The sequence below is a fragment of the Massilia sp. ST3 genome, from assembly GCF_018119405.1.
In the GTDB taxonomy this organism is placed as follows: domain Bacteria; phylum Pseudomonadota; class Gammaproteobacteria; order Burkholderiales; family Burkholderiaceae_D; genus Telluria.
This window is the reverse complement of the sequence record NZ_JAGPWC010000003.1, coordinates 1-23,349: the sequence shown is the minus strand read 5'-3', so window position 1 is coordinate 23,349 and position 23,349 is coordinate 1. Positions and strand designations below refer to the sequence as shown.

At 59.5% G+C, this 23,349-nt stretch carries 17 protein-coding genes and 1 tRNA gene; 1 reads left to right on the top strand and 17 read right to left on the bottom strand.

Translation table 11 applies throughout. The features are described from left to right. Positions 1-11: 11 nt before the first annotated feature. From KBW98_RS01570 to KBW98_RS01555, 4 genes are all read right to left on the bottom strand, one after another. Positions 12-2,711, bottom strand: coding sequence for an ATP-binding protein (locus KBW98_RS01570; protein ID WP_211518332.1), 2,700 nt, complete (start codon positions 2,709-2,711; stop codon positions 12-14). A 192-nt stretch (positions 2,712-2,903) separates the two neighbouring features. Then, on the bottom strand, positions 2,904-3,473 hold the full coding sequence (locus KBW98_RS01565; RefSeq protein WP_211518331.1) for a cysteine hydrolase family protein: 570 nt from the start codon (positions 3,471-3,473) through the stop codon (positions 2,904-2,906). A gap of 3 nt (positions 3,474-3,476) precedes the next feature. Further along, a complete protein-coding gene (locus KBW98_RS01560) occupies positions 3,477-4,001 on the bottom strand; it encodes a GNAT family N-acetyltransferase (RefSeq protein WP_211518330.1) in 525 nt (174 codons plus the stop codon). Further along, entirely contained in the window at positions 3,998-4,579 is a 582-nt protein-coding gene (locus tag KBW98_RS01555) for an XRE family transcriptional regulator (RefSeq protein WP_211518329.1), read from the bottom strand. Before KBW98_RS01555 ends, KBW98_RS01560 begins: the two co-directional genes overlap by 4 nt. A gap of 190 nt (positions 4,580-4,769) precedes the next feature. Here KBW98_RS01555 and KBW98_RS01550 point away from each other — a divergent pair, with 190 nt between their 5' ends. Next, complete coding sequence (locus tag KBW98_RS01550; protein ID WP_211518328.1) at positions 4,770-5,036, top strand: PAAR domain-containing protein; 267 nt, start codon at positions 4,770-4,772, stop codon at positions 5,034-5,036. Between the two features lie 235 nt (positions 5,037-5,271). Here the strand turns inward: KBW98_RS01550 and KBW98_RS01545 are convergent, their stop codons facing one another. The 13 genes from KBW98_RS01545 to KBW98_RS01485 all read right to left on the bottom strand — a co-directional run bounded on the left by KBW98_RS01545 (position 5,272) and on the right by KBW98_RS01485 (position 23,252). Then, the gene (locus KBW98_RS01545) at positions 5,272-5,892 is read right to left on the bottom strand and encodes a hypothetical protein (protein WP_211518327.1); all 621 of its coding nucleotides are present in this window, start codon (positions 5,890-5,892) and stop codon (positions 5,272-5,274) included. Position 5,893: 1 nt separating this feature from the next. After that, complete coding sequence (locus KBW98_RS01540) at positions 5,894-6,823, bottom strand: hypothetical protein (protein WP_211518326.1); 930 nt, start codon at positions 6,821-6,823, stop codon at positions 5,894-5,896. Next, positions 6,787-7,434: a hypothetical protein gene (locus KBW98_RS01535; RefSeq protein WP_211518325.1), complete on the bottom strand. Its 648-nt coding sequence runs from the start codon at positions 7,432-7,434 to the stop codon at positions 6,787-6,789. Before KBW98_RS01535 ends, KBW98_RS01540 begins: the two co-directional genes overlap by 37 nt. A gap of 68 nt (positions 7,435-7,502) precedes the next feature. Next, on the bottom strand, positions 7,503-10,262 hold the full coding sequence (locus KBW98_RS01530) for a type VI secretion system Vgr family protein (protein ID WP_211518324.1): 2,760 nt from the start codon (positions 10,260-10,262) through the stop codon (positions 7,503-7,505). Positions 10,263-10,717: 455 nt separating this feature from the next. Next, positions 10,718-14,965 carry a DNA-directed RNA polymerase subunit beta' gene (rpoC, locus tag KBW98_RS01525; RefSeq protein ID WP_211518323.1) on the bottom strand — a complete coding sequence of 1,416 codons (4,248 nt, stop codon included), beginning with the start codon at positions 14,963-14,965 and terminating at the stop codon, positions 10,718-10,720. A gap of 215 nt (positions 14,966-15,180) precedes the next feature. Then, positions 15,181-19,290 (bottom strand): DNA-directed RNA polymerase subunit beta, encoded by a 4,110-nt coding sequence (gene rpoB / locus KBW98_RS01520; protein WP_211518322.1) that lies wholly within the window; start codon positions 19,288-19,290, stop codon positions 15,181-15,183. A 303-nt stretch (positions 19,291-19,593) separates the two neighbouring features. Continuing rightward, positions 19,594-19,971 (bottom strand): 50S ribosomal protein L7/L12, encoded by a 378-nt coding sequence (rplL, locus tag KBW98_RS01515; RefSeq protein ID WP_211518321.1) that lies wholly within the window; start codon positions 19,969-19,971, stop codon positions 19,594-19,596. Positions 19,972-20,040: 69 nt separating this feature from the next. Continuing rightward, a complete protein-coding gene (gene rplJ, locus KBW98_RS01510) occupies positions 20,041-20,565 on the bottom strand; it encodes a 50S ribosomal protein L10 (RefSeq protein WP_211518320.1) in 525 nt (174 codons plus the stop codon). Positions 20,566-20,906: 341 nt separating this feature from the next. Next, positions 20,907-21,602, bottom strand: coding sequence for a 50S ribosomal protein L1 (rplA, locus tag KBW98_RS01505; protein WP_211518319.1), 696 nt, complete (start codon positions 21,600-21,602; stop codon positions 20,907-20,909). Beyond that, on the bottom strand, positions 21,602-22,033 hold the full coding sequence (rplK, locus tag KBW98_RS01500) for a 50S ribosomal protein L11 (RefSeq protein WP_211518318.1): 432 nt from the start codon (positions 22,031-22,033) through the stop codon (positions 21,602-21,604). Before rplK ends, rplA begins: the two co-directional genes overlap by 1 nt. A gap of 111 nt (positions 22,034-22,144) precedes the next feature. After that, positions 22,145-22,753 (bottom strand): transcription termination/antitermination protein NusG, encoded by a 609-nt coding sequence (gene nusG / locus KBW98_RS01495; protein WP_229428916.1) that lies wholly within the window; start codon positions 22,751-22,753, stop codon positions 22,145-22,147. 2 nt (positions 22,754-22,755) lie between these two features. Further along, on the bottom strand, positions 22,756-23,142 hold the full coding sequence (secE, locus tag KBW98_RS01490) for a preprotein translocase subunit SecE (RefSeq protein ID WP_211518317.1): 387 nt from the start codon (positions 23,140-23,142) through the stop codon (positions 22,756-22,758). Between the two features lie 34 nt (positions 23,143-23,176). Next, positions 23,177-23,252: transfer RNA gene (locus tag KBW98_RS01485), tRNA-Trp, on the bottom strand. Positions 23,253-23,349 lie beyond the last annotated feature (97 nt).

Below are 23,349 nucleotides of genomic sequence, written 5' to 3'. Positions count from 1 at the left end.
ATATCAGGATTTCAATATTGCGGAGTTGCCGCAACATTGTCAACTGGCATCACCAAACCTGTCTCATCCTTGCCAAGGGCGGCGCCGCGCACCGGCAGCTGGGCCAGGATGTCGGACAGCGCGCGGATCTCGACCGGCTTCACCAGGTGATGGTCGAAACCGGCCTGCTTCGACAGGTCGCGGTCGCGCGCCTGGCCGTAGCCGGTCAAGGCGATGAAGGTGGCGGCTGGATGGTCGCGGCGCAGGCGGCGCGCCAGCTCGTAGCCGGTGATGTCGGGCAGGCCGATGTCGAGGATGAAGGCCTCGGTGCCGGCCAGCTCGGTCGAGGCCAGGGTGCGCACCGCGTCCTCGAACACCTTGACCGTGTGGCCCTGGGCGCGCAGCAGCACGGCGAGCGATTGCACCGCATCGGCATTGTCGTCGACGATGGTCAGCACGCGCGGCACCCCGCTGCCCGGCGCGTGGCGGATGCGTCCCGGCCCGTGCAGCACGGCGGCGTCGGCCAGCGGCAGCAGCACCGAGACCGAGGCGCCCGTGTTGGGGCCGTCGCTGTGGGCCTGCACCTGGCCTGCGTGCATCTGGACGATGCTCTTGACCAGCGCCAGGCCGATCCCCAGCCCGCCCTGCGAGCGGTCGGGCGCGCGTTCGCCCTGGGTGAACAGGTCGAACACGTGCGGCAGCAGCTGGGTGTCGATGCCGCTGCCGTTGTCGATGACGGTGACGCGCGCTTCTTCCTTCCCGGCCTCGAGGCGCAGCTGGATGCTGCCGCCGGCCTGCGTGTACTTGGCGGCGTTATTCAGCAGGTTGACCAGCACCTGCACCAGGCGCGTGCGGTCGCCCGCCACCACCACCGGCCGGGCCGGCGCATCCACGCTCAGGGTGTGGGCCTTGGCTTCGATGTGCGGGCGCGCCTGTTCCACGGCGGCGCGCACCACGGCGTTCAGGTCGAGCGATTCGAGTTCGAGCTTGACCAGGCCGCGGGTGACGCGCGAGACGTCCAGCAGGTCGTCCACCAGTTCGGTCATGTGGCGCACCTGGCGCGAGATGATGCTGGTCGCCTTCAGGCGCAGGTTCTCGTCCACGCTCGGCATCTTGAGCAGCTGGGCCGCGTTGGTGATGGGCGCCAGCGGATTGCGCAGCTCGTGCGCCAGCATGGCCAGGAACTCGTCCTTCATCTTGTTGTGGCGCTCGGCCTCGGCGCGCGCCGCGCGCTCGCTGGCCAGGATGCCTTCGCGCTCGCGCGCGGATCGCTGGGCCAGCTCGTACAGGCGCGCATTGTCGATCGCCACCGCGGCCTGCGCCACGAAGCCGGTGATCATCTTCTCGGTGCGCTCGTCGAACCGGTTCGGCTGCGAATGGCCGAAGAACAGGCCTCCCAGGACTTCGCCCGAGCGCGAAATGACGGACGCCGCCAGGTAGCTGACCACCGGCAGGTGGCCCTTCGGCATGCCGTGGTGCGGTCCCATTTGCCCGTAGCGCGGGTCCTTGCGGATGTCGCCGCTGCGGATCGGCGGGCCGCCGCGGAAGGTGGGGCCGAACACGGCGGTCGGGCGCGGCTGGCCCAGTTTTTCGAAGGCTTCGCGCGGCGCGCCGCTGAGCGTGTACAGCAGGTAGGCTTCGCCCTGCTCGTTGCGGCCGTTGTAGAAGAAGGAGCCGAATTCGGCGCCGGTCAGTTCGGTGGCGGCGTCGGTGACCGACTGCAGCAAAGTGTCCAGGTCGAGCGTGGACGCCAGCACGTTGCCGGCGCGGTTGAGCAGCTCGAGCAGGCGGGTTTCTTCGCGCAGCGCTTCCTCGGCGCGGATGCGGCGCAGCGCTTCCCAGGTGCGGCGCGCCAGGTCTTCGGCCAGGGTACGCTCGTCGTCGGTCCAGCGGTAGGCGTGGTCCTTGTACAGGAAGCCGGCGCCGACCAGCTTGTTGCCGTCCTTGAGCGGAATCACGATCACCGAATGGATGCCCAGGGCCAGGCATTGCGGCGCCACCGCGCCACAGGCCGGGTCGCTGGCGACGTCGACCGTGCAGATCGTGGTGCCGGCCTGGAGCTGTTCGAGCTGCGCGCTAGTCAGCAGGCCGAGCGGCAGGGTGGCCTGGGCGCCGCCGGTGGCGATGCCGTCCTTCCACTCCTCCTTGACCTGCATGGTGCGCGCCGCCTCGTCGATCTCGACATAGGAGACCTTCGAGCCGAGGAAGTATTCGCTGGTCAGGCGGATGGTCGCCTTCAGCATGGGATCGAACTCGGTCTCGCGGCGCAGGGTGTCGGCCAGCTTGAGCTGGAAGGCGTGGCGGCGTTCGCCCAGTACGGCCCTGGTGGTTTCGACGAAGGTGACCAGCACGCCTTCGGGCTTGCCGGTGTCGCCGTAGACAGGGCTGTAGGAGTAATTGAAGTAAACGGTTTCGTCGTAGCCGTAGCGGTTGATCGTCAGCGAGAAGCCTTCGGAGCCGATCGATTCGCCCGCCCGCACCTTGGCCCACATCGGGCCGATGGTGGGCCAGATCTCGGACCAGGTGACGCGCGCGTCGTTGCCCAGGGCGTCGACATGCTTGTCGCCGAGGATGGGACGGTAGGCGTCGTTGAAGAACTGGGTATAGCCCTCGCCCCAGGCCAGGTAGGCCGGCAGGCGTATGTCGAGCAGGGTGCGGACCGCGTTCTTCAGGCTCTGCGGCCAGGCGGCGACGGGGCCGAGAGGCGTGTTCTCCCAGGCGTGGGAACGCATTTGCCGTTCCATGTCGGACATGGTCGCGAGGCTCGGTTCAGCGTCGTAGGGCCAGGGCATCGTGCTAGGAGTGGACAGAAAGAACAGACTGTTAAATTTTTGATCTCCGCATCATAGCAGCCCTATCCGGAACGGGTCGTACTGCTGGGGAAAACGCGTGGTCAAAACAACAGCTTGGTCTTCACTCCGTATTTACCGCCCGGTGGCGTGCTCCAGGCCGGCCAGTACATCGCCCGTATCGGCGACGGTCGCGTACTCGCCATCCAGGTTGGCGAGGGACATGGCGTGGACTTCCCTGGCCGTACGCTGGGCGCCGGCGTGGTCGCGTTTGGCGAAGGCGAACGTGGCGTCGGCGACGACCGTGGTCCTGAAACCCAGGTTGCCGGCGGAGCGGGCGCTGTCTTCGACCGAGATGTTGGTGCTGACGCCAACGACGACCAGGTCGGTGATGCCGCGCATGCGCAGCCAGCGTTCGAGACCCGTATTGACGAAGGCGTCCGGGACGTTTTTCTCGACCACGTGTTCGCCGGCGCGCGGCTCGAAGGCCGGCTGGAAAGCGGCGCCGGGCTGGCCCGGGGCGAAGCCGGAGGAAGCGCTGCGCGAGATGTGGCGGACGTGGACCACCGTGCCCTGGTGTTCGCGCCAGGCCGCGAGCAGGCTGGCGATGTTGGTTTCGGCCTGCGGGTTGTTGCGCGGGCCGGCATCAGGGCTGGCCATGCAGTTCTGCATGTCGATGATGATCAGGGTCGGAAGGGTGGTCATGGGTCAGAGCTGCTTGTAGTAATAGGTGGTCGCGCACAGGGCGCCGTCGGGCATCAGCGCGTAGTTTGGCACCACACCGACGCGCTGCCAGCCTAGGCGTTCGTACAGGCGCTCGGCATCGGGACTCGCCGTGTCCAGGACGAGCACGGTGCGCTGCTGGCGCTTCGCTTCCTCTTCGATGGCCAGCATCAGCTGCCGCCCTACCCCGCTCTTGCGCGCCTGACGGTGCACGAGCAGCTTGGCGATGTCGCCGCGGTGGGGCTGGTTGTCGGGCATGGCGGTGATCAATTGGACGGTGCCGACGATGGTTCCGTCTTCGTCCTGGGCCACCAGCAGGGTGCGTTCGCCTCGCTTGATGCCGTCGAGGACGCCCTGCCAGAAGCTGCGCGCCTTGCTGCGCTCCAGAGGCAGCATGAAGCTGACAGACGCGCCGCCTTCTACGCAATCGAGCAGGAGGTCAGTCAGGCCGTCGATACAGTCGCCGGCTTCGCTTGCTTCGATGCGGCGGATGGCGAGGGTGCTTGTCATGCGCTTCTCCTGGGCGGTTTGTAGGGCTGGCTGACCAGCGCGACCAGATAGCGCGCCGGTTCTGCCGTGGGGTTGTGATAGCTGATTGGCTGGTCGAGGCGCATGGCGAGGCAGTCGCCTGCGGAAAGCGTCCATTGCGCTTCGCCGACCGTGACGTCCATCGTGCCTTCGATCAGCCAGACCTGCTGGTGCACGTCGACGTCGCGGGCGGCGGTGTCGTAGGCGACGCGCTGGCCAGGGGGGAAGCTGACTTCGACCAGCTGGATGGGTGAGTCGATGGGTGGGGACAGGTTGCGGCGGACGTAGCCTGAGCCCGGATCGGTCCATATTGGCTGGTCTGCCGCACGAGTGATCGGAATATTCGTATCACCCAGCTGTTCAAATAGGGATGTGAGTGTTACTCCGAGGGCTGCGCTGAGCTTGTCTAAAACCGTTGCTGTAGCACTGCTTTCTCCTCGTTCAATAAGCGAAATATTCGAGCGACTGACTCCGCTGAGCTCGGACAAGGCCGCCAAGGATAGTTTCCGAAGAGCACGCAGTTGCCGTATTCGTTGAGCGATGAGGTTGTTGACATCCATTCATCCAGTATACTGGAATATTTTTCCTGAAAAAGAGAAAAATTGATGTTTTTCATTGATACCACTTCTCTCAACGCAGATTCCGTCGCTCCTTTATTGCTTGCGAATCCTCAGCAACAAAAACATATTTTTCCTTGAAAATTTTCCTTACCATTATTAATTAGCATCGAAATCGTAAAACAGGATAAACATGGCACTACCAATTGTACGCCTAGGAGACCGCACTTCACATGGCGGCAAGGTCATATCGGCGTCCACTACACACCTCATTGACGGTATCGGCATTGCTCGATTGGGCGACATGATAACCTGCCCAATACCTGGGCATGGCATTAATACCATTGTAGAAGGCGCAGCGACATACTTAGTTGGCGAACGCAAAGTGGCTTTGCATGGCCATCACTGTGCATGTGGCTGCGTGCTGATAGCTAGTGTAGTTACGGCGACGTACGGTTAATGTCGAGTGTTCATTGCAGATAAGATCGACTGTGAAACCCCACCTTCTCGTTAGAGCAACTAAGTACACCGCCTCCGAACTGGGTCCCAAGCAAAACTATGAATCTCACTTTGTCCGCACTAGCGCATTTAACCATGAATTTCACCGCACCTCTTGCGTCTCATGTGCCTAAGCGATACAGCAATCAAGTTGCCTGATAGTTGATCCTTATCATCTGTCACATTACATCATGGCTTCAACTATTGACCGAAAGGGTAGGTTTATACTTCTCATACCTCTCAATCTGAGCAATCGCTTTCATCTTTATTTTTATATTATTATTGCGCAACTCGCTTAACAGCTGCAAATAATTCCGCTCCTCTATCTCATTAGAGCGCGGCACTTTTAAGGCCATCAACAATTTGCGGGCAGCTCGAGCTACTGCGCTATCGTTAACTTCAACGAGTACAATTTGCTTGAAAAAATCAACTACCGCTTTGTTTGCAGGTGTCCGCCCAATCGCATCGATAACTAAAGGCTTCAAGCTATCTACATATCCAGGATAGTCTTCAATCATACGCTTTTGATAAATCAAGTCCCCGGAATGCTTAACCAACTGCTCTTGAAGGATGTAGACATGCTGATAGCCATTGCCACGCGTCTTCTCTTCCTCTTCCTTCGCAACGGCCAGAGCTCTTTTCACATCAAGAAAAAACAGCCATTCAATGGAAAACGGGAGTTCAGACTCTAATAATTTAAATACGACTTCCTTCTCGGAATCATCCAATTCGATGAACGCATCGCGGCTATAGCCATCAGCCTTTTCGCTTCCTGTCGCTTGGTACTGCCTCATAAACTTCTCAAATGCCAAGGTCATGTCAATGTGCTCCAAATAGTTCTTCAGCGATCATGCTATCCGGCTTAACTCTCATCGTCTCTAACACGTTGCCAGCATTGTCCATACCGTAGATATTAATCAAACTGACTTTGCCTTCGTCAACAATAGTTGGCCATTCTCTTCCCCTCCATGTTGGCCCGCCTCGCGGAAAGCTACTGATAGCTTGTATAACTTCGATCTCCCCAGTTGCGCCTTTAGAATATTGAGCAGAAACATCGCCCCACAAATCCCAGCCGTAAGGCGGCATGTCTTCTTTTCTCCAAGAGAATGTTGTGTTCAACTCATCCCAATCATCGATTACTTTCCCTCCTGGAGTTTGTTCTAAGATTGTTTTCCCCTTTTCAGTCGCAATTCTTGCCGCCAGTTTCTTATCGCCTGACCAGAACATCTTTTCCCTGTCGGAGGTCACATCTAGTCTTTGTACAATCGCGTCCATCGCTGCCTTCTTCTCTGCCGGTGTTTTTGCATTTTTTGCTGCGTCTAGATGAGGCTGAAAAATCGCCCGTGCCTCAGGGATTTTACCTTCTTTGGACAATAGTGTAATACGCTCCCTATCTGCCGCCACAGTAGCGTCAGCAACCGTCTGTTTTTTGGTATTCGCACCATCATCCAGAGACTGAATTGGATCAGGCTTCTCTTTCGGCGCCGCATCTGGAGTCGTATTTGCTTTTCCCTTTTGTACAGAGCTCGATCTCGCCAAGGGTTTCGTCGCGACATTTTTGTCAACTGTTTTTCCCTTTAGCTTCGCCAGCACGCTCCCCGGCGTATCCTTTACTCGCTGTTTGGTCGGCAGTTCTACCGCCGGTTTTTTGACCTGTATACCGGTGGCTACGGCATGTGCTTCTTTTGGTGCAGTCTCCGCTAAAACTTTCGCTAGTCTGGCGTCCAGTTCGACAAGCGCTTTCGGCATTTGTTTGAGCGCATCTTGCTGAACCTTGTAAAACTTATTTTCCCACTCCGCCAAATCGTAATTTTTTTCTTGACTGCATCAAAGCACTGCAAACTTTCGAGATGCATGCGTAGAGCTTTAACGATTTCTATAAGTTTTCCGGTGATTTGACGTGCCGCCTGTATTAACGCTTTTTCGTACTTAGCGAACTTAATGGCCCGCAAAAATTTTAAGCTATCTCCTTTAATGAACGTCTGCAGGAAGCGCACCAGCTCTACAAGCTTCGTCGCCTCCTTAATTAGCATGAGCATGACAGCTCGCAGGGCGGCTCCAAGTTCTGATCCCGCAATACCGCCGAGAACCGCGCCTGCTCCCAGGGCGGCTGCACCAGCAGCAACCATCGCCACTGGCAATGCGATGACAATTAAGCATGCGCTGAGAAGCACCCACTCCGCAAGCTCTTCGCGCCTTTCAGGGTGGTTAGCCAATCTTAAAATAATAGCAATCGCGTCCCGCGCGCTGGTAACGATGACGACCCCAGGGATAAAGCTAATCAGCATATCGGCAACGACAGCTGAGAGAGGACGATCGTCAGCGAACTCACCGTAGAGGACCGATTGAAGCCAGTCCATGCAGCCGACTACCTGTTTCCAGGCATCGTCTAGTACGGTTTGCTGATCAGATGCTGGGCGCTCTTGTCTCACACTGTACCTTTCTTGGCAGCACTGCCAACGGTCCAGTTTAAGAATTCATGTACGTCCTCATCTAATTCCATTGCGACGGTCGAACTTGCGCCCATCGATTTGTAGTCATACTCGATTTTCGCACCGCTGCCTGCCGGAACATCACTGATGCGGGCGATACCTTGTGCGTCCAGTGTTCCTTTGCGTATGCTGCCGTCACTCAGTATTGCCTTATACGCTGCACCTGCTAAGGGCTCGCCCCAGTCAGTTACATGCCGAAATTCCAGATCGGTATTTTGAAGCTCGGTCTTGGGCAAGTGCGGCATTACGTAGGAAGTGGTTGCCGGTCCTGGCATGGTATGCATTGACGCCTGTGCGATCCACTTACCAGACGTACTGTTCGTGATACCTGAAGAGTTAATCTTGATGGAAGAGCCTCCCGCAGAGATCGAGACTTCGTCCTTTGCGTGGATTTCAATGCGAGAGGTGGTTGATAGCAGGCGCAGGACTTTTTCGGCAATGATGTCGAGATCATTGCTTTGTGCCTGTATGTCGACCTTGCCTTTCGCCGCGAACAGTTTGATACCGGCGTTGCAGGCAAACAGACTGATCTTTTCGGCGACGCTGGCTAACAAGCTCCTACCTACCGCAACGTTGGTATCCATGCCTGAGGATAGGGTAACCTCAGCACCGGCATGAACATGTGTTCCCTGGGTGCTGGCAAAGCCGATCCCCGCTGGAGCCCCTGCGAGAAGGATGGGTTCTTTGAACCGATTGGCACCGGTTTGCCCTTCGCCTGAATAAGGTTCTTCGGTCGCTTCGATGAATTTGTTGAGCGCGTCTTTCCCGGCAAGCACTTCGGCGCCGGCTTTTGCCGCTGTGTCAGATAGTGTTTTTGTGAGTGATGCGCCTGCCTTGAGTTGGCCGGTAGCTTCGCTTACGTCCAGCTGCGAGCCCTGCGCGCCCGGGCGGCCGAATGCGCTGATGTATAGGCCCTTGTGCGTAACAATTGCACCGAAATCATCGGTACTGAGCGCGAAACCTGATCCGTAGAAGCGCGTTCTCTCGTTGCCACGCTGAGTGACCAGATACCCGAGGTTCAACTGCGCATGTGCGCTTGTGCTATAGAGATGTATCCTGTTCTGATTGGTTGTGTCATCAAGGACTAGCTGATTGAAACCATTTCCTTTGTGCTCCTTGGACTTGAAGCCTGATAGCTTGCCATTGGTGTGCCACGGGGGAGCCTGGTCTTCGTTATAGAGTCGGCCTGTAATCACCGGCCGATCCACGTCGCCCCCTAAGAACGTGACGATGACTTCTTGTCGAATCCGCGGTACATTAAGCCCGCCCCAGCCTTGGCCTGCATTGGGATAACTGACGCGTACCCAACACGAGGCCTTCTCGTCACCAGGATTTTGCCTGTCCCAGCGAAACTGGACTTTGACGCGATTGAGGTGATCGGTATAGATCTCTTCGCCGGCCGGGCCTACGACCACTGCAGTCTGTGGATGCAGCTCCGGCTTGGCGTGTTCAGCCGGACTACGGAAGGGGACTTTTTGGCGCTGGACTTCGAACCGATTGAAGCAGTAGCCGGCGTATTCCGTATCTGAAACGTCCTCGCTGCTATGCGGCACCGTCCTTTTACGTCGGATAGTCGCCTTGAATGCTTCCAATTCCTCCGAAAGACTGCCCGGAAGATCTCCAGCTTTGTTTGAGAGGGGAAGATTGTTCTCGATACCCCATTCAACTGCAACGACGACAAACCGGCGGTCTTCTTCCGCGTCGCGCTGATGTGCCGGGTGATCTTCAAGTGTGAAATAGTTACCTACCCGTAGAGAACGCACGCCGGAAACTCCGTTATAGCGTTTCATTCTGGACTCCCATTCCTCCACTCGGATGCGGGACTGCCGGTCTCCTTGCTCGCGTTTTGAATACGTATAGGCGCCTGTGTATTCGTAGACCTCCAGCTGACTCGGCAAGTCGCCATGTTCCCTAAGCACAGGAGTATTGCTCTGTTTATGGTCGTGAGGCGATTTGTAGTCGTCAGTTCGGGTAGTGAGCTGACTCGGCGCTAGCTTTCGGCTTGCACTCCAGTGCACAATTTTATGGAGCTCATCTTTGGTCCCTGCGACGTGAAAGTGAACCCGCTCAGTTACAAGCTGCTTGAGCTGGTGTGTCGTGTCAGTGATAACAAACAGATGGCCACTGCCATCGGGCTGTTGTTCGTGGTAACCGTACCAGCCCTCTTCTTCCATCAGGCGGTGGACAAAATGCCAGTCGGTTTCATACTGTGTACAGTAGGAACGAGGTAGCGTAGGTTCACTCAGGTCGAATCGAAACCGGCTGCCTGCTTGCGGATGCGCGATGAAAATGTCAGTCAGAATCTCATCCGCGCTCTTGTCTTGCCATATCCGGGCGTCCTTGCGGAACTTCAGAAAATGCAGCCAAGGCGCAAACGATATCTGGCAAAAAGTGAGCTGCCCATCACTTCCGAGACGCTTGATCGTGTGCACATATCCATTGATGGGCAAGTAACTTCGATCTTCTTGGCGGACCCAGAGCGTGACGGGCTGCGCAACGAGCGCCTTTAAGTTGAAATCGTCGCGTACCGATATCACATCGATCGTGTAGTCATAGCTTCTTCCCAGTCGATCGTGACCGATACCACGTTGAGGCAGAAGGATGTCGTCGCCAAGAGGCGTCGTCAATTTAAGAAGCCGGTCGGTTTGATCGATGAGTGCTCTGGTCAGGGATAATGTTTCTTTCAGATCGGTCATTGCAAAGACACCTTATTTCTTGTTTCGTTCTAGGGAACGAGCTGAAATGAGATAGGCGCGACGAATCGCGCGAGACAAAGCAATATACAAAGAGGCGACATGCAGCAGCATGCGCTCGATCGAGGACGTCGACGCGGTCATGTAATCGGAACGATGTGCTCACATAGCCAGTTTGCTGGGATATTACTGCCGCGATGTCGACCTAAAGCTCTTTACGCTGGGCCCACATGGAATGCTATTGTGTCAGTTCGACCAAGCAAGAAAGTAACAACTCAGCGTTTCCTTTATCTGGATCAAGGATAGGCGTCGCTTGAGGCCATTAGCTGCGCCATTGGATCCGCTGAAACTTTTCAACCAGCAGACGCCGCCTCCCAATGACCGGCACACCTCGCTAAAACCGCGGCAAAAAAAAACGGCACCCCGAAGGGTGCCGTTCTCATTAGCATCTAGGACGATTACTCGCCATCGCCCTGATGCTGTTCGACCGAAGCGGTCGCATTCTGCTGGTCTTCCATCGCCTGCAGTTCGGCAGCCATGTTGGCCTTCTCCTGCTGCAGCAGCGCCTGGCGCTCTTCCGCTTCCCACACTTCCTTCTCCTTGCGGGCGCGGTGGAATGCCAGACCGGTACCGCCCGGGATCAGACGGCCGACGATCACGTTTTCCTTCAGGCCGCGCAGACCGTCGCGCTTGCCCATGATCGCGGCTTCGGTCAGCACGCGGGTGGTCTCCTGGAACGATGCGGCCGAGATGAACGAGTCGGTCGACAGCGATGCCTTCGTAATACCCAGCAGCACGTTTTCGTACTGTGCCGGCAGCTTGCCAACGGCGTTGACCTTATCGTTCTCTTCCAGCAGCTCCGAACGCTCGACCTGCTCGCCGACGATGTAGTCGGTGTCGCCAGCATCGGTGATCTGAACACGACGCAGCATCTGGCGAACGATCACCTCGATGTGCTTGTCGTTGATCTTCACGCCCTGCAGACGGTACACGTCCTGCACTTCGTCCACGATGTAGCGAGCCAGCGCTTCGATACCCAGCAGGCGCAGGATGTCTTGCGGATCGGCCGGGCCGTCCACGATCATCTCGCCCTTGTTCACCACCTGGCCGTCGTGCACCAGCACTTGCTTGTCCTTGGTAATCAGGAACTCGTGCTTGTTGCCGTCCATGTCGGTGATTTCCAGACGCTGCTTGCCCTTGGTTTCCTTACCGAAGGCGACGGTACCGGTGACTTCCGCCAGCATGCCCGCATCCTTCGGCGAACGTGCTTCGAACAGTTCGGCGACGCGCGGCAGACCACCGGTAATGTCACGGGTCTTCTGCGATTCGGTCGGGATACGTGCAAGCACTTCACCCACCGACACTTGCTGGCCGTCTTTCACCATGATCAGTGCGCCGACCTGGAAGCCGATCGTCACGGCGTGTTCGGTGCCGGCGATCTTCACTTCCTGGCCTTCGTCGTTCAGCAGCTTGACCTGCGGACGCAGGACCTTGCCCGAACCACGGCGCTTCGGATCGATCGCCACCAGGGTCGACAGGCCGGTCACTTCGTCCACCTGGCGAGCGACGGTGACGCCCTCTTCCACGTTTTCGAACTTGATGGTGCCGGCGTACTCGGTAATGATCGGACGGGTCAGCGGATCCCAGGTCGCCAGGGCCACGCCGGCTTTCACCGTCATGCCATCCTTGACGATCAGGGTCGCGCCGTACGGCACCTTGTGGCGCTCGCGCTCACGGCCGTGGTCGTCGGTGATCAGGACTTCGCCCGAACGCGAGATGACGATCTGCGCGCCCTTGCCGTTGGTGACGTAACGCATGGTCGCGGTGAAGCGGACCGTGCCGTTCGACTTGGCTTCGACCGACGAGGCCACTGCCGCACGCGACGCCGCACCACCGATGTGGAAGGTACGCATGGTCAGCTGGGTACCCGGCTCACCGATCGACTGCGCAGCGACCACACCGACCGCTTCGCCGCTGTTGACCAGCATGCCGCGGCCCAGGTCGCGGCCGTAGCACTTGGCGCACAGGCCGAAGCGCGTGTCGCAGTTCAGCGGGGTGCGGACCTTCACTTCGTCGATGCCGAGGCGTTCGATCTCTTCGACCATGTCTTCGTCCAGCAGGGTGCCGGCTTCGAACACGGTTTCCTGGGTTTCCGGATTGACGACGTCCTGGCCGGTCACGCGGCCGAGGATACGGTCGCGCAGGGCTTCGATGACTTCACCGCCCTCGACCATCGCCTTCATGTGCGTGCCGTTGCTGGTGCCGCAATCGTCCTCGATCACCACCAGGTCCTGGGTCACGTCGACGAGTCGACGGGTCAGGTAACCCGAGTTCGCGGTCTTCAGCGCGGTGTCGGCCAGGCCCTTACGAGCGCCGTGGGTCGAGATGAAGTACTGAAGAACGTTCAGGCCTTCGCGGAAGTTCGCGGTAATCGGCGTCTCGATAATCGAGCCGTCCGGCTTGGCCATCAGGCCTCGCATACCGGCCAGCTGGCGGATCTGGGCTGCCGAACCACGGGCGCCCGAGTCGGCCATCATGTAAATCGCGTTGAACGATTCCTGGGTGCCTTCGGTGCCGTCACGCTTGGTGACCGGTTCCACTTTCAGCTGGTCCATCATCGCCTTGCCGACTTCGTCCGAGGTCTTGCCCCAGATGTCGACGACCTTGTTGTAACGCTCGCCGGCGGTGACCAGACCCGAGGCGTACTGCTGCTCGATCTGCTTCACTTCCGCTTCGGCGGTCGCGATCATGCCCTTCTTGACGTCCGGGATCAGCATGTCGTCGACGGCGATCGAGATGCCGGCGCGGGTCGCCAGGCGGAAGCCCGACTGCATCAGCTTGTCCGCGAAGACGACGGTCGCACGCAGGCCGCACTTGCGGAACGACGTGTTGATCAGCTTCGAGATCTCTTTCTTCTTCAGCGCGCGGTTCAGCACCGAGAACGGCAGGCCCTTCGGCAGGATCTCCGACAGGATCGCACGGCCGACGGTGGTCTCGTAGCGGGTCAGGGTCTGCTCGAATTCGCCATTGGCGTTCTTCGGGAACTCGACGATACGCACGGTGATGCGGGTCGCCAGTTCGACTTCCTTGTTGTCGTACGCGCGGATGACTTCCGACACGTCCGGGAACATCATGCCTTCGCCCTTGGCGTTGATCGCCTCGCGCGACGCGTAGTACAGGCCCAGCACGATATCCTGGGACGGCACGATCGACGGTTCGCCGTTCGACGGGAACAGGATGTTGTTCGAAGCCAGCATCAGGGTGCGGGCTTCCATCTGCGCTTCGATCGACAGCGGGACGTGGACTGCCATCTGGTCGCCGTCGAAGTCGGCGTTGAACGCCGCGCAGACCAGCGGGTGCAGCTGGATCGCCTTGCCTTCGATCAGGACCGGCTCGAACGCCTGGATACCGAGACGGTGCAGGGTCGGCGCACGGTTCAGCATGACCGGGTGCTCTTTGATGACTTCTTCCAGGATGTCCCAGACCACCGGTTCCTGGATCTCGACCAGCTTCTTCGCTGCCTTGATGGTGGTCGCGAGACCCATCAGTTCGAGCTTGTTGAAGATGAAGGGCTTGAACAGTTCCAGGGCCATCAGCTTCGGCAGGCCGCACTGGTGCAGTTTCAGCTGCGGACCCACCACGATGACCGAACGGCCCGAGTAGTCGACGCGCTTGCCCAGCAGGTTTTGACGGAAACGGCCGCCTTTACCCTTGATCATTTCAGCCAGCGACTTCAGCGGACGCTTGTTGGCGCCGGTCATCGCCTTGCCGCGACGGCCGTTGTCCAGCAGCGAGTCGACCGCTTCCTGCAGCATGCGCTTTTCGTTACGCGTAATGATTTCCGGCGCGCGCAGTTCCATCAGGCGCTTCAGGCGGTTATTACGGTTGATGACGCGGCGGTACAGGTCGTTCAGGTCGGAGGTCGCGAAACGGCCACCGTCCAGCGGGACGAGCGGACGCAGCTCCGGCGGCAGGACCGGGAGCACTTCCATGATCATCCACTCAGGCTTGATGCCCGAGCGCTGGAACGCCTCGAGCACTTTCAGGCGCTTGGCGTATTTCTTGATCTTGGCTTCGGATTTCGATTCCTTCAGCTCCACGCGCAGGGCTTCGGCATCGCGGTGGATGTCGATCGAGCGCAGCAGTTCACGGATGCCTTCGGCGCCCATGAATGCGGTGAAGTCGTCGCCGTACTCTTCGTACTTGGCGGCGTAGTCGTCTTCCGACATGATCTGGCACTTCTTCAGCGGGGTCATGCCAGGATCGGTCACGACGTATGCTTCGAAGTACAGCACGCGTTCGATATCGCGCAGGGTCATGTCCAGGACCATGCCCAGACGCGACGGCAGCGACTTCAGGAACCAGATGTGGGCGACCGGCGAAGCCAGTTCGATGTGGCCCATGCGCTCACGGCGCACCTTGGCCAGGGTCACTTCCACGCCGCACTTTTCGCAGATCACGCCGCGGTGCTTCAGGCGCTTGTACTTGCCGCACAGGCACTCGTAGTCCTTGATCGGGCCAAAGATCTTGGCGCAGAACAGGCCGTCGCGCTCAGGCTTGAAGGTACGGTAGTTGATGGTTTCCGGCTTCTTGACTTCGCCGAAGGACCACGAACGGATTTTCTCGGGCGACGCCAGGCCAATCTTGATGGCGTCGAAGCTTTCGTTTTGCTGAACTTGCTTGAATAGATCGAGCAGTGCTTTCATTTATCACTCCAGGTGATTGAATTCTTTACTGACTACTACCGCCGGCTTCTCACCGATTTTCGCCGGTGCTTGCGGACCACCTGCCTTAGAAGGCGTCATCCCGGCGCAGGCCGGGATCCAATTTCTTCGGCTAATCACCGAACTTGGGCCCCGGCCTGCGCCGGGGCGACGACTCGAAGGTCGCTGGCCAGCCCGAAGGCTGGCGGCCGTGCTGATTAGCTGCGCTCGAGGTCGATGTCGATACCCAGCGAGCGGATTTCCTTGACCAGCACGTTGAACGATTCCGGCATGCCGGCGTCGATCACGTGATCGCCCTTGACCAGGTTCTCGTACACCTTGGTACGGCCGTTCACGTCGTCCGACTTCACAGTCAGCATTTCCTGCAGCACGTACGATGCGCCGTACGCTTCCAGTGCCCACACCTCCATCTCACCGAAGCGCTGGCCACCGAACTGGGCTTTACCGCCCAGCGGCTGCTGCGTCACCAGCGAGTACGGACCGGTCGAACGGGCGTGCATCTTGTCGTCGACCAGGTGGTGCAGCTTCAGCATGTGCATGAAGCCGACGGTGACCTTGCGCTCGAAGGCTTCGCCGGTGCGGCCGTCGAACATCGTGACCTGGTTCTTCGACGGGGTCATGCCCAGGTGGGCAGCGATGTCGTCCGGGAAGGCCAGGTCCAGCATGCGGCGGATGTCGTCCTCGTGGGCGCCGTCGAACACCGGGGTCGCGAACGGCACGCCGTTCTTGAGGTTGTGCGCCAGGCTCAGGATTTCTTCATCGCTGAAGCTGTCCAGGTCTTCCTTGCGGCCGGTTTCGTTGTAGATCTTGCCCAGGAAGGTGCGCAGGTCTTGTGCCTGCGCTTGCGCGGCCAGCATTTCGCCGATGCGCCAGCCCAGGCCCTTGGCGGCCCAACCGAGGTGGGTTTCCAGGATCTGGCCGACGTTCATACGCGACGGCACGCCCAGCGGGTTCAGCACGACGTCTGCCGGACGGCCGTCGGCCATGAACGGCATGTCTTCCACCGGCACGATACGCGAGACCACACCCTTGTTACCGTGGCGGCCCGCCATCTTGTCGCCCGACTGCAGGCGGCGCTTGACGGCCAGGTAGACCTTGACCATCTTCTGCACGCCAGGCTGCAGCTCGTCGCCTTGGGTGAGCTTCTTGCGCTTCTCTTCGAAGGCCAGGTCGAACTGGTGGCGCTTCTCGTTGATCGATTCCTTGATCGCTTCCAGCGCGTTGGCGGTGTCGTCGTCCGCCGGGCGGATGTCGAACCAGTGGAACTTGTCCAGGTCGGCCAGGTATTCCGCGGTGATCGCGGCGCCCTTCGCCAGTTTCTTCGGACCGCCGTTGACGACCTTACCGACCAGCATACGCTCCAGACGCTGGAAGGCGTCGCCCTCCACGATACGCATCTGGTCGTTCAGGTCCAGGCGGTAGCGCTTCAGCTCGTCGTCGATGATCTGCTGGGCGCGCTTGTCGCGCTGGATGCCTTCGCGGGTGAAGACCTGCACGTCGATGACGGTGCCGACCATGCCCGACGGCACGCGCAGCGAGGTGTCTTTCACGTCGGACGCTTTTTCGCCGAAGATCGCGCGCAGCAGCTTTTCTTCCGGAGTCAGCTGGGTCTCGCCCTTCGGGGTGACCTTACCGACCAGCACGTCGCCGGCTTGCACTTCGGCGCCGATGTAGACGATGCCCGACTCGTCCAGGCGAGCCAGCTGGTTCTCGGCCAGGTTCGAGATGTCGCGGGTGATTTCTTCCGCGCCCAGCTTGGTGTCGCGTGCGACGACGCTCAGTTCCTCGATGTGGATCGAGGTGTAGCGGTCGTCCTTGACCACGTTTTCCGAGATCAGGATCGAGTCTTCGAAGTTCAGGCCGTTCCACGGCATGAAGGCCACCAGCATGTTCTGGCCCAGTGCCAGTTCGCCCAGGTCGGTCGATGCGCCGTCGGCGATCACGTCGCCACGGGCCACGCGGTCGCCCACTTGCACGATCGGACGCTGGTTGATGTTGGTGTTTTGGTTCGAACGGGTGTACTTGATCAGGTTGTAGATGTCCACGCCGACTTCGCCGGCCTGCGCCTCGTCGTCGTTCACGCGGATCACCACGCGGCCGGCGTCGATGTAGTCGACCACGCCGCCGCGCAGGGCCTGCACGGTGGTGCCCGAGTCGACCGCCACGGTGCGCTCGATGCCGGTGCCGACCACGGCTTTTTCCGGACGCAGGCAAGGCACGGCCTGGCGCTGCATGTTGGCGCCCATCAGTGCACGGTTCGCGTCATCGTGCTCGAGGAACGGAATCAAGGAAGCTGCAACCGACACGATCTGGCCCGGCGCCACGTCCATGTACTGGATGCGTTCCGGCGACACCAGGATGGTCTCGCCGGCTTCGCGGGCCGACACCAGCTCGTCGATCAGCTGGCCTTCGTCATTGATCTTGGCGTTAGCCTGGGCAATGATGTAGCGGCCTTCTTCGATCGCCGACAGGTAGTGGATCTGGTCGGTGACCTTCGAACCTTCGACCTTGCGGTACGGGGTCTCCAGGAAGCCGTATTCGTTCAGGCGGGCGTACAGTGCCAGCGAGTTGATCAGGCCGATGTTCGGGCCTTCAGGCGTTTCGATCGGGCACACGCGGCCATAGTGGGTCGGGTGCACGTCGCGCACCTCGAAGCCGGCGCGTTCGCGGGTCAGGCCGCCCGGGCCCAGGGCCGAGACGCGGCGCTTGTGGGTGACTTCCGACAGCGGGTTGGTCTGGTCCATGAACTGCGACAGCTGCGACGAACCGAAGAATTCGCGGATCGCGGCCGAGATCGGCTTGCTGTTGATCAGGTCGTGCGGCATCAGGTTGTCCGCTTCGGCCTGGCCGAGGCGTTCCTTGACGGCGCGCTCGACGCGCACCAGGCCTGCGCGGAACTGGTTTTCGGCCAGTTCGCCCACGCAACGCACGCGGCGGTTGCCCAGGTGGTCGATGTCGTCGACTTCGCCGCGGCCATTGCGCAGCTCGACCAGGATCTTGATCACGGCCAGGATGTCGTCGTTCGACAGGGTCATGTCGCCGGTCAGTTCGTCACGGCCGATGCGGCGGTTGAACTTCATGCGGCCCACGGCCGACAGGTCGTAGCGCTCGGCGCTGTAGAACAGGCCGTTGAACAGGGCTTCCACCGATTCTTCGGTCGGCGGTTCGCCAGGACGCATCATGCGGTAGATCGCGACGCGAGCGGCGGTCTGGTCGGCGGTGTCGTCGGTGCGCAGGGTCTGCGAGATGTAGGCGCCCTGGTCCAGGTCGTTCGTGTAGAGCGTCTGGATGTCGGTCACGCTGGCGTCGCGCAGCTTGCCCAGCACTTCGTCGGTCAGCTCGTCGTTGGCGCTGGCGATGATCTCGCCGGTGTCCTGGTCGACGATGTTGCGCGCCAGCACGCGGCCCAGCAGGTAGTCTTCCGGCACGGAGATGCTCTTGATGCCGGCGGCTTCGATGTCGCGCACATGCTTGGCATTGATGCGCTTGTCCTTGGTCACGATGGTCTTGCCCGACTTCGGATCGACGATGTCGAAGCGCGCGACTTCGCCGCGCAGGCGTTCGGACACGAACTCCAGCTCGCCGCCTTCATTGCGGAGGGTGAAGTTGTCGAAGACGAAGAAGTTCGCCAGGATCTGTTCCGGCGTCATGCCGATGGCCTTCAGCAGGATCGTCACCGGCATCTTGCGGCGGCGGTCGACGCGGAAGAACAGGATGTCCTTCGGGTCGAACTCGAAGTCCAGCCACGAGCCGCGGTAAGGAATGATACGCGCCGAGAACAGCAGCTTGCCCGACGAGTGGGTCTTGCCGCGGTCGTGCTCGAAGAACACGCCCGGCGAACGGTGCAGCTGCGAGACGATGACACGCTCGGTGCCGTTGATCACGAAGGAGCCGTTGGTGGTCATCAGGGGCAGTTCGCCCATGTAGACTTCCTGCTCTTTCATTTCCTTGACGACCGGCTTGGTCGGCGATTCCTTGTCCAGGATCACCAGACGTACCTTGGCGCGCAGCGGCGACGCGAAGGTCAGGCCACGCTGTTGGCACTCTTTCACGTCAAACGCGGGGTCGCCCAGGACATAGGACAGGAATTCGAGGCGAGCGAAACCGTTGTGCGACACGATCGGGAAGATCGAGGTGAAGGCCGACTGCAGGCCTTCGTTCTTCCGGACGGAGGGGACGGAGTCTGCTTGCAGGAAGTTCTCGTAGGATTCCAGCTGGGTAGCCAGCAGGTAGGGAACGTTGTGAACGTTGGCGCGCTTCGCGAACGACTTGCGAATGCGCTTCTTCTCAGTAAATGAGTAGTGCATGGACACTCCGTGAGTGACAGAAAGGATGAGAATTCAGGAATTGCCAGTGGTTGCTCTACGTCACTAAGAAACCACACGCAAGGCCTGAAGCCTCGAACTTTCACGCCAGATGAAAAGGACACCGAACTGCTGTGATACGATATTTCTGAACCGCGGTACTGCTGCTGCATGCCAGACGGGTGGAACAGACGTTTGGCGCAGGGACGACAAAAGAGCCAAAGCCGCTTCCCCCGCCTTCCGACGGGTTCCGCAAGCTTTGACTCCTACGCTTGGGCACTGCGAACAATGCCCGGAGCGAATGTATTACTTCAGTTCGGCCTTGGCGCCAGCTTCTTCCAGCTTCTTCTTGGCGGCTTCAGCGTCAGCTTTCGGCAGGGCTTCTTTCACGGTCTTCGGTGCGCCGTCGACCAGATCCTTGGCTTCCTTCAGGCCCAGGCCGGTGATTTCACGGACTGCCTTGATGACGCCGACCTTGTTCGCGCCGACTTCCGACAGAACAACGTTGAACTCGGTCTGCTCTTCAGCAGCAGCTGCGCCGCCAGCGGCGCCGCCAGCTGCCGGTGCTGCCATTGCAGCTGCCGACACGCCGAACTTCTCTTCGAAAGCCTTGACCAGGTCGTTCAGTTCCATGACCGACATTGCGCCAACTGCGTCCAGGAACTCTTCTTTGCTAATTGCCATTTGAAACTCCAAATATTGTGTGTGTGTAGTACAGGATTGGTTCTACTTGAACAAAAAGTCGCGAAGCGATTACGCTTCGGCGGCTTCCGCTGCCGGAGCAGCGGCGCCTTCGCCTTTTTGTGCTGCGACTGCAGCCAGAACTCGTGCAAAGCCCGACACCGGTGCCTGCATGACGCCCAGCAGCTGGGCGATGAGGACTTCACGGCTCGGGATGCTTGCCAGCGCGGTCACGCCGGCGACATCCAGTGCCTTACCAGCGTAGTTACCAGCTTTCACGACCAGCTTGTCGTTGGTTTTAGCGAAGTCATTGATGACTTTTGCTGCAGCAACGGCGTCGTCCGAGATCGAGTAGATCAGCGGACCGGTCATGGAATCAGCCAGCGCGGCGAACTGCGTGCCTTCGACCGAGCGACGAGCCAGCGTGTTCTTCAGAACACGCAGGTAGACGCCCTGGGCGCGTGCGGTTGCACGGAGTTTGGTCAAGTGAGCAACCTGGATGCCACGGTACTCAGCCACGACGATGGTTTGCGCGGTTGCAACCTTAGCGCTCACCTCTTCGACGACGGCCTTTTTGTCATTCAGATTAAGACCCACGGTCAATCTCCTTAAATGATGCGGACAACATTGTCTGCATCGGTTCGAACACGGCGTCCGAAGTTAAGAAGTCAATCTAACGCGGATGAACTCACGCAGCGTGGACTACAAAACTTGTTCGGGTACACCATCTGCGTTGGGTTTGTCTATTAACCTCCGGCAGGCTAATACAACTCGCTCTGCCTTCGGCCCAACGGTCTTTGATTGCCTGCCGGAGCGGTGGTTTGCTCCGACAGCCCAAAGATCTGCCCCGTGGTACTGCATACGAGGACTTAATTCTTGCAAACCTGGGTTCCGGCCTTCGCCGGAACGACGGTGCCTAGTGCACCGTCTTCAGCCTATTAGGCAGCGATCGAAGCGTGGTCGACGCGGACGCCGGCGCCCATGGTCGACGAGATCGCGACCTTGCGCAGGTACACGCCCTTCGAGGTGGCCGGCTTGGCCTTGTTCAGGGCGTCGATCAGCGCAACCAGGTTCGACTTCAGTTGTTCATCGCTGAACGACTTGCGGCCGATGGTGGCGTGGATGATGCCTGCCTTGTCGGTACGGTACTGGACCTGACCGGCCTTGGCGTTCTTGACGGCGCCAGCCACGTCCGGGGTCACGGTGCCAACCTTCGGGTTCGGCATCAGGCCGCGCGGGCCCAGGATCTGGCCCAGGGTACCGACGATACGCATGGTGTCCGGCGAAGCGATGACCACGTCGAACGGCATGTCGCCGGCCTTGACGCGTTCTGCCAGGTCTTCCATGCCGACGATGTCGGCGCCGGCTGCTTTAGCAGCTTCGGCCTTGTCGCCCGAGGCGAACACGGCGACGCGCACGCTCTTGCCGGTGCCTGCTGGCAGCACGACGGAGCCGCGGACGACCTGGTCCGACTTCTTCGGGTCCACGCCCAGTTGAACGGCGACGTCGATCGACTCGTTGAACTTGGCGGTGGCGAATTCCTTGACGATCGACACTGCGTTGTCGAAGGCGTAGACCTTGTTACGGTCCACTTTTGCTTTCATTTCTTTGACGCGCTTGGACAGCTTAGCCATTACACACCCTCCACCGTGATGCCCATCGAACGTGCCGAGCCGGCGATGATACGCACAGCGGCGTCCATGTCGGCAGCGGTCAGGTCCGGCTGCTTGGTTTTTGCGATTTCTTCAGCCTGGGCGCGGGTCAGCGTACCGACTTTGTCGGTATGCGGCTTCGGCGAACCCTTGGTGATGCCAGCGGCTTTCTTGATCAGGTAGGTTGCCGGCGGGGTCTTCATCACGAAGGTGAAGGACTTGTCGGCGAACGCGGTGATCACGACCGGAATCGGCATGCCCGGCTCGAAACCCTGGGTCTGGGCGTTGAACGCCTTGCAGAATTCCATGATGTTCAGGCCGCGCTGACCCAGTGCCGGGCCAATCGGAGGGGATGGGTTTGCTTTACCAGCCGGAACTTGCAGCTTGATAAAGCCAATGATTTTCTTTGCCATGAATGGCTCCTATCTTGACTTGAGTAGTAGCGCCCCACCGCGACTACTCGCTCGGCGGGGCTCCTCTTACCGGATTCCGCCTTGCTGCTGCGACGCTCCGATTAAAGCGTTTTAGACTTTCTCTACCTGCCCGAACTCCAGCTCCACCGGAGTCGCGCGGCCGAAGATGGTGACAGAGACACGCACCTTCGATTTTTCGTAGTTGACTTCCTCGACGTTGCCGTTGAAGTCGGTGAAGGGGCCTTCCTTGATACGCACTTGCTCGCCCACTTCGTACAGGACCTTCGGCCTCGGCTTTTCGACGCCTTCCTGGACCTGCTGCATGATTTTGTCGATCTCGCGCGCCGGGATCGGCGTCGGCTTGTTCGACTTGCCACCGATGAAGCCGGTGACCTTGCTGGTGTTCTTGACCAGGTGCCAGGTCTCGTCGGTCATTTCCATTTCGACGAGGACGTAGCCCGGGAAGAAGCGGCGCTCGGAAACGGCTTTCGAGCCGTTGCGCATCTCGACGACTTCCTCGGTCGGCACCAGGATCTGGCCGAACTGCTCCTGCATGCCCGCGCGCTCGATGCGCTCGGTGAGGGCGCGCATCACGCTCTTTTCCATACCGGAATAGACGTGCACGACGTACCAGCGCTTGTTGCTCACCGGGACACTCAGGGGAGCACCAGCGTCTTGTGCCGGGACGTCGCCCGGCACCTTGTCTTGGTTTTCGCTCATGTTTATTTCCAACCCAGGATCACGTCGTACAACAGGAATTCGAGCAATTTATCCGTGCCCCACAGGAAAATCGCCATCACGACCACGAAGGCAAACACGATGCCGGTGATCTGGGTGGCTTCCCGACGGGTCGGCCAAACAACCTTCTTGGTTTCGCGCACCGATTCCTTGGCGAAGCTCAGGAAGTCGCGACCGGTAGCGGAAGTCCACAAAAGCAGGACAGCAAAAACTAAACCAGCCAAGAGGGCGCCGGCGGCGACCAAGGCTGGTTTGTTCTGGCCTTTCAGGTAAAAGAACCCGACAACGCCTGCAATCGTAGCAACTACCGCCAGGGCGACCTTGAACTTGTCATTCGAGGTGCTGACAGTTTGCACGGATTGGTTCGACATACTTTTTCTTTCGGTGCCTGGCACCAGAATTCGGTGGCAGGGGCGGAGGGAATCGAACCCGCGACCTTCGGTTTTGGAGACCGACGCTCTGCCAATTGAGCTACACCCCTACGAAAACTTCTCGCTGAATCCAGCATTATACACGGTACGCGCGTACCCGACAATGCTGTTCGAGGGAGGCGCTGCCGCCTCCCTCTTGCATCGCTG

What these genes read in the sequence shown, in the direction of transcription:
- KBW98_RS01570 (WP_211518332.1), bottom strand. Translation starts at nt 2,711, where the DNA reads ATGCGTTCCCACGCCTGGGAGAACACGCCTCTCGGCCCCGTCGCCGCC.
- KBW98_RS01565 (WP_211518331.1), bottom strand. Translation starts at nt 3,473, where the DNA reads ATGACCACCCTTCCGACCCTGATCATCATCGACATGCAGAACTGCATG.
- KBW98_RS01560 (WP_211518330.1), bottom strand. Translation starts at nt 4,001, where the DNA reads ATGACAAGCACCCTCGCCATCCGCCGCATCGAAGCAAGCGAAGCCGGC.
- KBW98_RS01555 (WP_211518329.1), bottom strand. Translation starts at nt 4,579, where the DNA reads ATGGATGTCAACAACCTCATCGCTCAACGAATACGGCAACTGCGTGCT.
- KBW98_RS01550 (WP_211518328.1), top strand. Translation starts at nt 4,770, where the DNA reads ATGGCACTACCAATTGTACGCCTAGGAGACCGCACTTCACATGGCGGC.
- KBW98_RS01545 (WP_211518327.1), bottom strand. Translation starts at nt 5,892, where the DNA reads ATGACCTTGGCATTTGAGAAGTTTATGAGGCAGTACCAAGCGACAGGA.
- KBW98_RS01540 (WP_211518326.1), bottom strand. Translation starts at nt 6,823, where the DNA reads ATGCCGAAAGCGCTTGTCGAACTGGACGCCAGACTAGCGAAAGTTTTA.
- KBW98_RS01535 (WP_211518325.1), bottom strand. Translation starts at nt 7,434, where the DNA reads ATGGACTGGCTTCAATCGGTCCTCTACGGTGAGTTCGCTGACGATCGT.
- KBW98_RS01530 (WP_211518324.1), bottom strand. Translation starts at nt 10,262, where the DNA reads ATGACCGATCTGAAAGAAACATTATCCCTGACCAGAGCACTCATCGAT.
- rpoC (WP_211518323.1), bottom strand. Translation starts at nt 14,965, where the DNA reads ATGAAAGCACTGCTCGATCTATTCAAGCAAGTTCAGCAAAACGAAAGC.
- rpoB (WP_211518322.1), bottom strand. Translation starts at nt 19,290, where the DNA reads ATGCACTACTCATTTACTGAGAAGAAGCGCATTCGCAAGTCGTTCGCG.
- rplL (WP_211518321.1), bottom strand. Translation starts at nt 19,971, where the DNA reads ATGGCAATTAGCAAAGAAGAGTTCCTGGACGCAGTTGGCGCAATGTCG.
- rplA (WP_211518319.1), bottom strand. Translation starts at nt 21,602, where the DNA reads ATGGCTAAGCTGTCCAAGCGCGTCAAAGAAATGAAAGCAAAAGTGGAC.
- rplK (WP_211518318.1), bottom strand. Translation starts at nt 22,033, where the DNA reads ATGGCAAAGAAAATCATTGGCTTTATCAAGCTGCAAGTTCCGGCTGGT.
- nusG (WP_229428916.1), bottom strand. Translation starts at nt 22,753, where the DNA reads ATGAGCGAAAACCAAGACAAGGTGCCGGGCGACGTCCCGGCACAAGAC.
- secE (WP_211518317.1), bottom strand. Translation starts at nt 23,142, where the DNA reads ATGTCGAACCAATCCGTGCAAACTGTCAGCACCTCGAATGACAAGTTC.